The sequence below is a fragment of the Burkholderia cepacia genome (genome assembly GCF_001039005.1).
GTDB classification, from domain to species: domain Bacteria; phylum Pseudomonadota; class Gammaproteobacteria; order Burkholderiales; family Burkholderiaceae; genus Burkholderia; species Burkholderia theae.
In genome coordinates, this window is sequence record NZ_LDWR01000002.1 from 43596 (window position 1) to 57107 (window position 13512).

Here is a 13512-nt window from a genome sequence, read left to right on the forward strand (position 1 = left end):
CCCCTGAATAGAGAAGCCATGCATCCGGCACCCGTCCGATACACACCCAGCCAACGAGACGACGGCGTCGCCATCGACGCACGCAACCAAGCAGACTCCAGGTCGACCAGCCGCGAGAACGACCTGCGGCACACGCTCGCAGAGCGCGTCGCGAAATGGACCGAAGGCGTCGACCACCTCACCACTGCCATTCCGAACCTGAGTTTCCATCGAAGGGAAGCACCGACGCAGCCGATGGACTGCATGGTCGAGCCGAGCTTCGGTCTCGTCGTTCAGGGCGCGAAGCGGATGATTCAGAGCGGCGATGCCTATATCTACGACGCCAATCGCTTCCTGATCACGTCACTGGATTTGCCGGGTTCGACGCAGGTCATCGAGGCCAGCCGCGAAAAACCGTTTCTCGGGCTCGGGCTCAAGCTGGATTTTCGCGTGATGGCCGAACTGATGGCGCAGGTCGCACCGGATCACGACGAGCCCGCCGCAGGCCGCGGCCTCGTCGTCGGCGACATGACCGAACCGCTGTACGACGCGCTGAACCGGTTGCTGGCATTGCTGGATGACCCGAACGCCATTGCCGTGCTCGCACCGTACGTCGAGCGGGAAATCTACTACCGCCTGCTGACGAGCGACCAGGGCGCCCGCCTGCGTCAGATCGCGTCCGCCGGCAGCCAGGGCAATCGTGTGTCGCGCGCGATCCGGTGGTTGCGGACCCACTATGACGAGTCGCTGCGAGTCGACGATCTTGCGGCGCAAGTTCAGATGAGCAGTTCGACCTTCCATCACCACTTCCGCCAGCTCACCGGCATGAGCCCGCTGCAGTATCAGAAATGGATACGGCTCAATGAGGCGCGTCGGCTGATGCTGTCCGAGCGGCTCGACGCCGCGTCAGCGTCGTTCAGGGTCGGGTATGCGAGCCCGACCCAGTTCAATCGCGAATACAGCCGGTTGTTCGGCAATTCACCGCGAAGAGATATCGATAGCCTGCGCGGCAGGACGGACGTCGTTCTGTCGATCGCGGCAACGTATTGATCGCGGGACTGGAGCAGGGCGTTGTCACGTGACAACTCGCGTTGAAAATCGGCGCTCCACATCGGAGTGGCGACTCGACCAGGTGTCGTGATGCACTGAGCCAGCGGCAAATCGATTGCCCTCCGATGCCGGGTTGACAACGATACGTATCAAAAACCATAAATTACGTGTCAAAAAATACAATTCATGTCACTTTCGATTCGCGCGGCGGCCGCAGCACATGAGAAAGCCATGCGCCCCCATTTCCGGGGGTGATCTCATTCATTTTGCGTGAAACAACATGAAGAATATGGCGCAAGTCATTGCCAGACAAGGATTTCCGAGAATACCCCATTTCTCGAAAATGTTTCACGATCCGACCTGTTTGTGTTGGCACGCCTCCGTCAGCGCATGCACTTGCGCCCCAATCGGGGCCCGCACGCGTGTGACGTCACGGATAGGTACCAAACTGCGCTGATTCAGTACTGGATCAGCATGACAAAACCACGCCCCTCCCCTGCCGACAAGGTAGGCGACGAAACCGGGTGGCGGCATTCCTATAAATGGGGCCATATCAATCACTCCTACGGTGAGTTCGCCTGGATGCAGTTCGGCAAGCGGCAGGGGCATTCATCTGGCACGGGAATGCGAGTAGACCGCGATAGAGTATTCAGACCGACAGATCGATTGATGCCTCGCGACCTCTTCGCCATGGACGAATTCACGACGACAACTCGAGTACCTCATACCGATTCGCCACTCGAGTTGCCGGGTATAGCGGCCCTGTTGTCACGTGACAACTCGCCAACCGATTCGCCTGCCAACCGCAGCTTGGCGGCAACCTATTGCCGGAAAATCCCTCCCAGATTTAGCGCCCCCCTTTCGGCATCCTTTGTTTCTGTAGATCGCAACGTGCTCTGAGACGTATAACGAAGACGCCATTGATCAGCACTCTGGGGCATTTGTCACGTGACAACTCACCCTGGCGCAAAGCGATTGGAGAGGGTCAAGGGCTGTACATCGGACGTTGATGCAATGTCGCGGCAATCGGAACCGCGATCGGTTCAATGACTCTCTGGCAACGGACAACACCACCAGGGATCAATTTCTGGCGACTTGTCACGTGACAACCGCGTATCTCGGCGCTATCGACGAAACCGAACGATCGTAGTCGCAATCACTTTTATCAGCGAAAAGACATAGTCAGGCGACCAGTCTCTCCGATTCAACTTCGTCATCCACGTAAAAAACACCGAGTTCTCTTCCTGTCTTTGCGCAATCGTCACGAACGCAATCCACATTTTTATTTTTACTCGGTTGCTAATCGCGAACGATTCGTTAGCCATTTGGCCCACTTGTCACGTGACAACCACATCAGCTACCAAGACATACATCGTGTCGAACGCTTTTCTGGACATTTCGATAATAACTGCATATATTACGCAAAACTCCTTGGAGGAATTAAATGGCTTTCAAGATCGCCGTCAGTAATCAAAAAGGTGGGACTGGAAAGACAACCATCTCCGTCAACATCGCGGCTGCGTTCGAGGCCGGCGGCAACAAGGTCGCCTTGATCGATGCCGACCCTCAAGGCACTTCCGTCCGATGGGTCACGAGCGGCGAGAACACGCTGCCGATGACGGTCCTTTCTCTGGCCCCCGCCGGCCGCGGTATCGGTGGCGAGATCAAGAAGCAGGACGCGAACTTCGACGTGATCGTCGTCGACTGTCCCGGCAACCTCGAAGATCCCCGCATCGCATCTGTTCTGGAAGTTGCGGACTTCTGCCTCGTGCCGCTGTCGCCGTCGCCGGCCGACCTGTACAGCACGGTCGCGATGATTCGCATGATCGAGTCGATGCGCGCCGTTCGTAACCCAAGTCTTTCTTCCGCATTGATGCTGAATAGTGTCAATGGAAAAACTAAAATGCGTGAAGAAATTTTAAAAATTCTAATGGCTGAAGAAATAGGGGAGCATCTGCTCGACAGCCAGATCGCGCAACGCGAGGTCTACCGTCAGACGTTCGCACTCGGCACCACGATCCATCATCACAATCGATACCTGAAGGGCCTGAAAGAAGCCCGCGCGGAAATCGAAAGGCTGGTCACGGAAATGGCCCAATACATCGCGTCGAAGCGCGCTACCGGAGCCGCCGCCCATGGCTAAGGACACATCGAAAGAGAAGAAACCGACCGGCAACCTGCATCTCGCGGCCGGCCTGTTGCGTGGCCTCGCGCAGGAAAACGCGGCACTCGAAACGCGGCTGCCCGAACCGGCGGCCGCGCCGAATCTCGCCGGCGAAGCGGCACCTGTCGTCGCCACCGCCACGGCCGCCCCCACCGGCACGCCGGATCTCGGCGCGCCGCAGAAGGTGCTGGTCAAGGACTGCATCCCGAACCCGTTCAACCCGCGCGTGTTCTACTCGGAGTCGAGCCTGCACGAGCTCGCACTGACGTTGAAGCGGGAAGGGCAGATCGAGCCGATCAAGGTCACGCGGCTCCCGGAGTTTCCCGGCAAGCTCGTCGTGATCGACGGGCAACGCCGGCTGCGCGCGACGAGCATCAACGGCGACGAAACCATCAACGCCACGTTCCGCACGGACCACACGCCCGAGCAGCTCTATACGATCGCGTATCGGGCGAACCACGACCACGAACGCCAGACGATCTTCGACGATGCGGTCGCGTGGAAGCGCCTGCTCGACGAGAAGGTCTTTTCCGACCAGAACACGCTGGCGGAGAAGATCGGCAAGGACAAGGCGTCGATCAGCAAGACGCTGTCGCTCAACGCACTGCCCAACACGCTCCTGGAACGGATGGCCAGCGCGAACGACGTGGTCGGCCTGCAAGCGGCGTACTTCCTGAAGCTGATCTTCGAGCGGCTGGGCGAACCGACGGCCGACCGGCTGCTTACCGCCGTGATCGACCGGAAGAAATCGGTCCGCGATCTCGAGAATTTCCTGCGTGCGCAAAGCGACGGCAACAAGAAAGCAGGACGCACGCGCTACAGCGTTCGTCACGACTTCGCGCTCGAATCACGCGCGGTCGGCCAGTTGAAGACCTACCCGGACGGGCGTCTGGATCTGCAGTTGAAGGGGGTCGACGCGTCCCACCAGGAAGCGCTCGCCGACAAGCTCAAGACCGTCATCGACGCGTACGTCGCCGAGCTGGCAGCGGCCACGCCAAAGTAACGCGCCAAAAGCAGAAGGCCTCGCATCCGCGTTGCGCCGCAAAGCCGGACGTTCGAGTCCGGCGCACGACGCACACTCCGCTGCGAGGCCTTGTTCAGTTGCCGGCGAGACTGCTTTTGAGCAGGAATTCCAGCAGGTCGTCCGAGGTCGGTTCGCCCCAGGTATCCAGCGCCAGCCAGCGGAAGAAGCTGGTCTGCGCAAGCTTGCTCGCCTTCTTCTTCGGCGACAGCGTCAGGTCCTTCGAGCCCGCCACCGTCTCGTTGTAACGCTCGATCAGCTTGGTCTGGTCGTCGATCTCCAGCTCGCGGAAATACGCACCGGCTTCCTCGACCTTCGCCGCCAGATACTTGTCGCGAATCTGCTCCTGCTTGCTCTGCGCGGATTCCTTCGCCGGCGCGGCCGCCTCGGTGCCCTGCCCGTCGGCCAGCGTATAGCCGTGTGTCAGCGCCTTGCGGAAATACGCGGCCACGTTGTCGACCGGCGCCGCATTCTTCTTCGTAGTCCGATTGAGCGTATAGGCGATCGCCGCCTTGATGCGCTGCACGCCGTATTGCGTGATCAGCCGGCGCGCTTCCGAACGCGGAATGCCGAACTTGGCGACCTCCTCGACCAGCGCTTCGTTCTTGACGTCGCCGTCCTCGACCGTATCCGCACTCTGCTTGCGCGTCACCTTGAACTGAACGGCTTCCACGCTACGGCCGGACTTGTGTTCGATCAGCTCGAGCGTGTGATCCGATACTTCGTTCACCTCCTGAATGCACGGCACCAGGACCTTGCTCTTGAACAGCTTGTATTCCTTGTACGACTGCGACGCCTTGTCCTGACCGAGAATCAGGTCGCGGAATTTCGGCAGAGGGATCTTCGCGGTGATGCCGATCCCTTCGTAACGCACCGTGTTCTCCCACAGCGCGAGCGAGTGCGACCGCCGGAACTCGCGGGCGATTCGCATATCGATCAGCGCGTAGATTTCGGGGTTGAGCAGTTCGCTGCGAATCTGGTCGGAGAAGCTGTACTTCAGCACCGATTGCTCGAGCTCCGCGCCCGCAAGCAGGCCCGACGCTTTCCAGACAGTCGAACGGTCCGCGGCCAGGTAGTCCCAGTTGACGACGGTACTGATCAGCGAGTTGACGGTGTCCTTCACGTACTTCGTGTTGTTGCTGTTCAACCCGCTCTCGTGCGAAAGCGACGCGATCGAGATCGAAAAGCTCGTCCGGCCCGGCTCGAACGCCTCCTGACGAAGCGCGTTCTTGATCAGCGAGCTGAACATCTTGCGCTGCTGCAGACCGATCTTTCCCGACTTGGGCGCGATATGAATCGCCTGGACCGCCTTGCGCAGCAAGTCGGGAGGCTCTGGTGTCTGAAACAGCGAAACCTGTTTGTCTGAGCCTTTGCTTGCGGGCTTGCGCGGCATCGTGATGTCCGGATAAGGTGACCGTGTTGGAAGCGGACTTTATACCTTTTCGCGCCGGGGGGCAACGTCCTTGCTCCTGCATCACTTGCACTTTCGCGGCTAAGCTCCAGATGCAAAAGGGAAATTTCCGATTAACCGATCTGCACGAAGCCCCATATCCATCTACCTTTTGGCCAAAACACGTCCCACAAGCCGCTACCTTTCATGTTCGGGCACAGAAACCCGGCACGAGATTTGCCCTCGGGAAGGTACCCATCCATGGGGAGCACCCGAGCGGAATTGCGATCGTCGGCCGAATTCGTGGTGCCCTGCAGCACAGTCGCGTTTTGCTCCCATAAATAGCTACCTTCATCGATTCCCATAGGAGGGTACCTGTCGGCAGACGTCGGCTTCGCGGGCTGCGTTATTTTCGATCTCGAAGGTAGAAATCGCTCCCATAAACGGCAACCAATCATGTTCCCCATAAAGGGTTACCTGTTTGCTGCAGCGATCCTGTCTATGGGAACCGCACACAGAGCACCATGGCGAAATGCAATCGATCGATCCCGGATGCCACCCATAAACGGATACCTTCGAGATGCCCCACAAATGGCTACCCAAAGAAATTCGCTGTGCATCCAGACACTTACCGATCGATAAAAGAGCCCCATAAAAGGCTACCTTCATGTGTTCCCATAGACGACTACCCCACGTGTTTTACGGTCGATTTCCCATAACCGGGTACGCTTGCCCCATATCCACAACCCCGATTCCCCACAATCCGGTACCCCAAACCCCAAATCCACAGACCTAAAGCCCCAGACCCTTCCACCTGTGCTCCCATAAATGGGTACCGAACAAGGCTCAAACCCTTATGGAATAAGGCTGTGAGCCGTCTAAAAGTAGTTAAAGAAGTAAACGTTGTTAACCAAAGATGTAAACACACGTGTGCAGACACAGAAAGACAAGCCCCATAAACCGCTACCAATGGGAGCCGTCTGTGGTGCTCCAAGCGTCCCAATGCCGCGATTCAGGCGTACCGAGCAATGCCCTGGCGCCTTGTTCCACCAAGGCTTCAAGCCCGACAGGGCTTCCAGAAGAGGTGAGTACCCACTCACATGAGGCGAAACGTAGAAACCTATGGGGGAAATCGGGATGAAAAAGCCCGTTTTCACTGACAGGTTCCCTTTTATGGGACCAAAAAATCAACGGCGCGGCTACCCACGTGCCGGCGATTGACCAGCAAAACCCATCCGCGACCGAAAACGCGGACACCTTCGGTTTCACCCACAGCAGTTCGAAATCATCCTGGTCTGAACGTGCGTGGTTTTTTGCACTCGTGCTTCCCCGTCCGCGGACAAGTTTTTTCCGATCGTCTGTCGACACGCCTCGTCACATTTAGCCTGTGGACTGTGCACAGAGGAAACGGACCGAGGTTCATTTCGCCGCCCGGAGGTCTTCCAACTTTTCTACCTTTGGGAATCAACCGACGAGCAATGCTGTGCCGCCAAGTCGCGAGGAGGGGTCAGGACGGCTTCCCGCGAGCAAACATCGTGTCCTGCGCCGTCCGCACACAGCGATGGCTCCTGGGTCGATCTCAAGCTCGTTGCGAGCCAAAGTGAAGATGCCGTCGACGACGAAGCTCACCGCAATCGAATCCGGGCGACGATCCCGAATAGACTCACCTTCCAAAACGTCCGGATCCCGTAAAGGCTCACCGATACGGCTGCTACACAGGTATATGCAAGCTGTGCAGACCGGGTCGGCGACGGATGTCGGCCCACTGACACGATCAAATAAAAGACCTGTGGCACCTATGTGCGGTGCCCGATGTGTCCGCACCCACGGTCACTAGGATCAATGAGTCTTGTTGCGACTTCAGCGCCAAAGGAACATCGCTCGTCCGTGCGGTTTCCTCGGCGCACCCGTGAGGCGATGCCGATCAACTGCTTCACCTTGCGTCTCGCGTCTACCGTTTTCGTCATACATGCCACACGGCAACGCGTTTCAGCCGAGGTAACCATCTGCATCACAGTGCTGCGATAGGTCGCAGGATTAATCGCCTCGCCCTGTAGTGACGCGCCACGATCGTCTCGATCACCGCGGGAACCGAATCGTGGCCGTTTATGGGAGAAACCGACGCTTGAACCCCGTCGACCGGCAACGTGGCACACAGGTCGACTGCTGTAGCGGTGACTGCGGCCGTGCGATGACGATCACGTAGAGCATGAGCGTATCGGCAACGCCACCTGTGAAATCGTCGTGCGTGTCTCGTATCGCACTGCGTTACCTGTCCTCATCTATTCACCGAAGCGTGAGGTTCATCGGACGTTTCCGCTTCCCGCAACTGCACGATCCGCACGCGCGCCGAAACGCGACACACCGTCCCTGTCCCGCTCAAGCGACGGTCGCGCGACCCCCGCGTTTTCTCCCATACGTGTATCCCCAATTCCGTTTGCACGTTGGCGCCACATTTTTCTCGACACGGTTATGATGCACAGGTCCCGATCGCGACACGACGACCGATCGGGACAGGGGCGGTATCTCGATGGTCTTTCAATCCGTGATAAACCAGAAAAGAGAGTTCAGCGATGCGAATCCAGATCAGAAAACTCACGTTGGCTGCGACCGCAGCCGCGTTCCTGTTCGGCTCGGCAGTTCCCGCGTTTGCCCAGACCGACGCCAGCGCGCCCGCTGCACAGGACGCCAAGGCAGCGAAGAGCCAGGCACGCAAGGCGGCCAGGGCCCAACGCAAGGCAGAGCACAAGGCTGCGCGCGCAAAGAACACCGCCGAGCTGAAGAAGCTCGAGGACGCCGGTTACAAGCCGGCGGCTAACGATCCGAACTATCCGCAGAACCTGCAGAACGCGGAGAAGAAGGCGAACCCTCAGTAAGCGTTGCCCACGCAGCAAGCCACGGTTCGATCCGCGGCTTGCGTCGTGCATCCCGGTCACGCGATGCACGACGAAAGCGAATGCCCGGCATGAACGACGATCAACACGTTCGGCGAATCCGCATTATTTGATTCGTAATCCTGCATTTCAATTTCATCGTGCGCATGACCCACATGTCGATGCGATCAGTGTCGCCCGCCCGACACCCCCGCGTTTCCCGTCATCTTCAGCCAGTCCTTGAACGCTCGCACGGCGTCGTCGTCCGCTCGCGCGGATGCCACATACGTGAAGTAGCGCCACGGCGGCAACGCCGGTTCGCTGAACGGCTGCACGAGCCGGCCTTCGGCGATGTCGTCCGCGACAAGTGCGATCGGTCCCATCGCGACGCCGAGCCCGTCGAGCGCGCCTTGCAGCGTCAGGTAGAAATGCTCGAGCGTGAGCGAGTGTCGCGGCACGAGATTCGCGTGCCCGGCCGCCGCGAGCCATTCGGGCCACATGCCCGGATAGGTTGCCGCGTGCAGCAGCGTGAAGCCGGCGAGATCGGCAGGCGTATGCAACGGCCGGCCCTCCAGCAGCTTCGGCGCACACACCGGCAGCCGCACTTCGGACAGGAATTCCTCGGCGACGTAACCGTCGATGGCCTGCGGGCCGCCGCGAACGATCAGGTCGACCTTGTCGCGGAGCTTCTCGATCGGCTCGTTCGACGTCGACAGCCGCACCTCGATGGTCGGGTGCGCGACCTGGAACGACGACAACTTCGGCACGAGCCACCTCAACGAAAACGTCGCGGGCGCACTGACGCGCAGCACCCGCTGCTGCGCGTGGCCGAAGTGTTGTGCGGTGGCGAGCGCGATCCGGTCGAACGATGCGCCGACCTCGGCGAGATACGCGCGACCGGCGTCGGTCAGTTCGACGCGCCGGTTGTGGCGTTCGAACAGCGACCGCCCGAGCCACGCCTCCAGTTGCTGCACGTGCCGGCTGATCGCGCCGTGCGTCACGCACAGCTCGTCGGCAGCCAGCGTGAAGCTGCCGAGCCGCGCGGCGGCTTCGAACGCGCGCAGCGAATTCAACGGAGGAAGGCGTCGGGCCATTGTGTCGTTTCGCGTGATATTTCCTCACGCGACGTCTCAGGTTTAATCGTTTGATCGGGCGATCCAGCTCCGCCAATATGGCACACAAATGGCCGGCTCGGCCGAATCAGTGTCTGAATTTCTCACATGGAGTGTGGAGCATGTCGAACGTGGTGGTCGTGGGCGCCCAATGGGGCGACGAAGGCAAGGGGCGCGTCGTGGACTGGCTGGCCGCACAGGCCGATCTCGTCGCACGCTACAACGGTGGCCATAACGCGGGCCATACGCTGGTCGTCGACGGCAAGACGTACAAGCTCGCGCTGCTGCCGAGCGGCGTCGTGCGCGGCAAGCGCGGCGTGATCGGCAACGGCGTGGCGCTCGATCCGGAAGCGCTGCTCGCGGAAATCGGGCGAATGGCCGAACTCGGGCTGTCGGTGACGCCGGACAATCTGTCGATCGCCGAGAACGCGACGCTGGTGCTGCCGATTCACCGCGCGATCGACCAGGCGCAGGAGCGTCTGCGTCGCGAACCCATCGGCACCACGCTGCGCGGGATCGGGCCGGCGTACGAGGACAAGGTCGGGCGCCGCGGGCTGCGCGTCGACGATCTCGCGGAACCCGGCCAGCTTGCCGGCAAGCTCGACGTGCTCGTCGAGCATCACAACGCGTGGTTCCGTGGCCTGGGGCTCGACGAGTATTCCCGTGACGCGATGCTGGCGACGCTGGTCGACCTTGCGCCGAAGATCCTGCCGTTCGTGCGCCCGGTCTGGGCCGACCTCAACGACGCGACCGACCGCGGCGAGCGCATCCTGTTCGAAGGCTCGCAGGCCGTGATGCTGGACATCGACTGGGGCACGTACCCGTTCGTGACGTCGTCGGGCACTGTCGCATCGGCGGCGGCGTCCGGCACGGGCCTCGGCGCGTCGAAGCTCGGCCACGTGCTGGGCGTGACCAAGGCGTATGCGACGCGTGTCGGCGGCGGACCGTTCCTCACCGAGCTGACCAATGCAACCGGCGAAACGCTGCGCGCGCGCGGGCAGGAATTCGGCGTCAACACCGGCCGGCCGCGACGCTGCGGATGGCTCGATGCCGCGCAACTGCGCCAGGCCGTCAGGATCTCGGGCATCGATTCGCTGGCGCTCACCAAGCTCGACGTGCTCGACGGCTTCGCGTCGATCGAGCTGTGCGTCGGCTACGAACTCGATGGCGCGCGGGTCGACCATCTGCCCGCGAGCCTCGATGCACAGTCGCGTGCGAAGCCGGTCTACGAACGGTTCGACGGCTGGCACGGCACCGTGAAGGGCGTGCGTGAGCGCGCGGCGCTGCCGCAGGCCGCGCAGGATTTCATTGCGCGTGTCGAAGCGGTCGCGGGTGTGCCGGTATCGATGATCACGACCGGTGCGGAGCGCGACGACACGATCGTGCTGAGCAATCCGTTCGATGCGGCGGCTGCGTAACGCGTCAAACGTGACGTAAATCGCGGGTCGGCATCGTGGTCGCCGGGTAGTTTTTGCCGACCCGATGCCGTTGGCGGGTCAGCGCGTTCGATCGCATACACACCGCTTCCGGACGTCGCGCGCATGGCTGCTCCGCGACACGATTCGGCGTCCGGATCACGCAGCGTACGGCGAACTGGACACGCCTGCAGCGCTGCTGTACTGTTCCGCACAATTCGCGCCAGACCGGCTTCGGCCGGCGCCGCCGGCACCATGGCCGCACGGCGGCGCGACGTGATCTCAATGCCGGGGACAGGTCGATGGACACGTTACAGATGATGCGCATTTTCGTGCGGGTCGCGGAGGAGGGCAGCTTCACGAGCGCGGCCCAGCGCCTCGACATCACGACGGCCTACGCATCGCGTTCGGTCGCGCAGCTCGAAACGCATCTGCGCACGCGCCTGCTCAACCGCAGCACGCGCCGCATCGCGCTGACCGACGCCGGGCAGCGTTATCTCGACCGCTGCCAGCGCATCCTCGGCTATATCGACGAAGCGGAAGCCGAGGCGGCGGACGCACAGGTGAAGCCGTCGGGACGGCTGCACGTTCACGCGACGACGAGTTTCGGCCAGGCCTATGTCGTACCCGCGGTCGTGCGCTATCGGCAGCGCTATCCGTCGGTCGCGGTCGAGCTGACGCTGTCGCAGCATGTGCCCGACATCATCGACGAAGGCTACGACGTGTCGCTGCAGTTGAGCACGGCGGAGTTGCCCGATTCGGGGCTCGTGTCGCAGCGGCTCGGCGAGGTGCACAGCGTGTTGTGCGCGTCGCCCGCCTATCTGAAGGAGCGCGGCACGCCGCGCACGGTGCGCGAGCTTGAAGGGCATGCGTGCCTGCAGATCGTCACGCCGGTGTTCCCGCGCGATCGCTGGCATCTCGACGGCCCGGACGGCCACGAGACGTTCGACCTGCCGTTGCCGGACTTCCAGGTGAACATCGCCGATGCGCTGGGTGGCGCGCTGCGCGCCGGCCTCGGGATCGGTTCGCTGCCGATGTCGTCCGCGCTGCCCGCGCTCGCGAGCGGTGCGCTGGTGCGTGTGCTGCCTGATTACCGGTTGCAGAAGCTGACGGTCTACACGCTGTACGCGTCGCGTCAGTATCTCGATGCGAAGATTCGCACGTTCGTCGATTTCCTGCGGGAATGCGTACCCGAAATGCTGGCCGCCGACGAGGCTGCGCTGAACGCTTCCTGTAATTCCCGGGATTCCTGAGTTCGGCACTACCGGTGCGTAGTGCACCGTGCTTCGTTCAGGCGAAGCAATTAATTTGCAATCCTGCCTTTATAGAAGGCGTCCAGCAGGCGTCCGCGATGGACCCGGGCAATGATGCCCGGGCAATCGGCGCCCTTATGAGAACGCTTGCTTTCGATATCGAACATCGTTGGTTCGATGCGCGGCGCCAACCTCCTAGAATCGGTTCGACCTGCTTCATCGCATGCGTGTGCCAATCCGCACTCACTCCATCGAATCCGAAACGACATGGCAGACCGACTATCCAGAACCCGCCGCCGGCTTCTTCATGCCGGCCTGGCGATCGCGACGGGCGCCGCTCACCCGGGCTTCGCGCTGGCGAGCACGGCCGGTGCGCGGACGTTGCGCATCGGTTATCAGAAAGGGCCGCTCAGCCTGCTGAAGGCGCGCGGCACGTTGCAGGGCAAGCTCGCGACACTCGGCGTGAACGTTACATGGACCGAGTTTCCGTCGGGACCGCCGCAGCTTGAGGCGCTGAACGCGGGATCGATCGACTTCGGCGACGTCGGCGAGGCACCGCCGATCTTCGCGCTCGCGGCCGGCGCGCCGCTCGTCTATTACGCGCAGACGCCGGCCGGCCCCGCGGCCGAAGCGGTGGTCGTCGCGAAGGATTCGCCGGTCAGGACCTTTGCGGACCTGCGCGGCAAGCGCATCGCGCTGGTGAAGGGATCGAATACGCACTTCCTGCTGGTCCGGCTGTTGCAGGCCGCGAAGCTCAACTACACGGACGTCACGCCGGTCTGGCTGTCGCCGTCCGATGCGCGGGCCGCGTTCGAGAATCGTTCGGTCGACGCGTGGATCATCTGGGATCCGTTCCTCGCGGTGGTCCAGCAGGCATTTGGCGCGCGCATCGTCGCGGACGGCACGGGGCTCGTCGAGAATCGCGGCTACTACTTCGCGTCGCGCAGCTATGCGCAGCGCAATGCCGACGTGCTGGACGTCGCCGTGTCGGAACTGACGGCGGTTCAGCGATGGCTCGATGCGAACCGCGCGCAGGGCGCGGCCGAGTTCTCGAAGCTCTGGGGGATTCCGGAGCCTGCCGTGGCGCTTGCGTTTCGCCGCGCGCGCTTCGGCGTCGAACCCGTCACGCGCGACACGCTCGCGTATCAGCAGCGCATCGCAGACGTGTTCTACCAGGCCGGCATCCTGCCGAAACGCGTCGACGTCAGCCAGGCTGCGCCGCCCGCGCTCGCGTGACGGCATCGCCGGCGCGGGA

Annotated in this window: 9 protein-coding genes; 7 read left to right on the plus strand and 2 right to left on the minus strand. The window is 61.6% G+C overall.

All coding sequences use genetic code 11. The annotated features are described in order from the left end of the window. The first annotated feature begins 18 nt into the window (after nucleotides 1-18). The 3 genes from VL15_RS00685 (at nucleotide 19) to VL15_RS00695 (ending at nucleotide 4196) form a co-directional block, all read left to right on the plus strand. Nucleotides 19-1029, plus strand: a complete 1011-nt coding sequence (locus tag VL15_RS00685) for an AraC family transcriptional regulator (protein WP_048242547.1) — start codon at nucleotides 19-21, stop codon at nucleotides 1027-1029. Nucleotides 1030-2473: 1444 nt separating this feature from the next. Further along, entirely contained in the window at nucleotides 2474-3172 is a 699-nt protein-coding gene (locus VL15_RS00690) for a ParA family protein (protein ID WP_048242548.1), read from the plus strand. After that, the gene (locus tag VL15_RS00695) at nucleotides 3165-4196 is read left to right on the plus strand and encodes a ParB/RepB/Spo0J family partition protein (protein WP_048242549.1); all 1032 of its coding nucleotides are present in this window, start codon (nucleotides 3165-3167) and stop codon (nucleotides 4194-4196) included. Before VL15_RS00690 ends, VL15_RS00695 begins: the two co-directional genes overlap by 8 nt. A 94-nt stretch (nucleotides 4197-4290) precedes the next feature. Here VL15_RS00695 and VL15_RS00700 read toward each other — a convergent pair whose 3' ends face one another. Next, the gene (locus tag VL15_RS00700; RefSeq protein WP_021163671.1) at nucleotides 4291-5607 is read right to left on the minus strand and encodes a replication initiation protein; all 1317 of its coding nucleotides are present in this window, start codon (nucleotides 5605-5607) and stop codon (nucleotides 4291-4293) included. A gap of 2570 nt (nucleotides 5608-8177) precedes the next feature. Between VL15_RS00700 and VL15_RS00705 the strand changes: the two genes are divergently transcribed. Continuing rightward, the gene (locus VL15_RS00705; protein WP_048242551.1) at nucleotides 8178-8480 is read left to right on the plus strand and encodes a hypothetical protein; all 303 of its coding nucleotides are present in this window, start codon (nucleotides 8178-8180) and stop codon (nucleotides 8478-8480) included. Nucleotides 8481-8665: 185 nt separating this feature from the next. On the opposite strand, the gene gcvA is transcribed toward VL15_RS00705, so the two are convergent. Continuing rightward, a complete protein-coding gene (gene gcvA, locus VL15_RS00710; RefSeq protein ID WP_048242552.1) occupies nucleotides 8666-9571 on the minus strand; it encodes a transcriptional regulator GcvA in 906 nt (301 codons plus the stop codon). Nucleotides 9572-9711: 140 nt separating this feature from the next. Between gcvA and VL15_RS00715 the strand changes: the two genes are divergently transcribed. From VL15_RS00715 to VL15_RS00725, 3 genes are all read left to right on the plus strand, one after another. After that, nucleotides 9712-11007: an adenylosuccinate synthase gene (locus VL15_RS00715; RefSeq protein ID WP_048242553.1), complete on the plus strand. Its 1296-nt coding sequence runs from the start codon at nucleotides 9712-9714 to the stop codon at nucleotides 11005-11007. A gap of 299 nt (nucleotides 11008-11306) precedes the next feature. Continuing rightward, nucleotides 11307-12257, plus strand: coding sequence for a LysR family transcriptional regulator (locus VL15_RS00720; protein ID WP_048242554.1), 951 nt, complete (start codon nucleotides 11307-11309; stop codon nucleotides 12255-12257). Between the two features lie 267 nt (nucleotides 12258-12524). Beyond that, nucleotides 12525-13493 carry an aliphatic sulfonate ABC transporter substrate-binding protein gene (locus VL15_RS00725; RefSeq protein WP_048242557.1) on the plus strand — a complete coding sequence of 323 codons (969 nt, stop codon included), beginning with the start codon at nucleotides 12525-12527 and terminating at the stop codon, nucleotides 13491-13493. Nucleotides 13494-13512: the final 19 nt, after the last annotated feature.

Bases quoted from the DNA above. Each gene is read 5' to 3' on its own strand.
- VL15_RS00695 (WP_048242549.1), top strand. From the start codon at position 3,165: ATGGCTAAGGACACATCGAAAGAGAAGAAACCGACCGGCAACCTGCAT.
- VL15_RS00725 (WP_048242557.1), top strand. From the start codon at position 12,525: ATGGCAGACCGACTATCCAGAACCCGCCGCCGGCTTCTTCATGCCGGC.
- VL15_RS00705 (WP_048242551.1), top strand. From the start codon at position 8,178: ATGCGAATCCAGATCAGAAAACTCACGTTGGCTGCGACCGCAGCCGCG.
- VL15_RS00690 (WP_048242548.1), top strand. From the start codon at position 2,474: ATGGCTTTCAAGATCGCCGTCAGTAATCAAAAAGGTGGGACTGGAAAG.
- VL15_RS00685 (WP_048242547.1), top strand. From the start codon at position 19: ATGCATCCGGCACCCGTCCGATACACACCCAGCCAACGAGACGACGGC.
- VL15_RS00720 (WP_048242554.1), top strand. From the start codon at position 11,307: ATGGACACGTTACAGATGATGCGCATTTTCGTGCGGGTCGCGGAGGAG.
- gcvA (WP_048242552.1), bottom strand. From the start codon at position 9,571: ATGGCCCGACGCCTTCCTCCGTTGAATTCGCTGCGCGCGTTCGAAGCC.
- VL15_RS00700 (WP_021163671.1), bottom strand. From the start codon at position 5,607: ATGCCGCGCAAGCCCGCAAGCAAAGGCTCAGACAAACAGGTTTCGCTG.
- VL15_RS00715 (WP_048242553.1), top strand. From the start codon at position 9,712: ATGTCGAACGTGGTGGTCGTGGGCGCCCAATGGGGCGACGAAGGCAAG.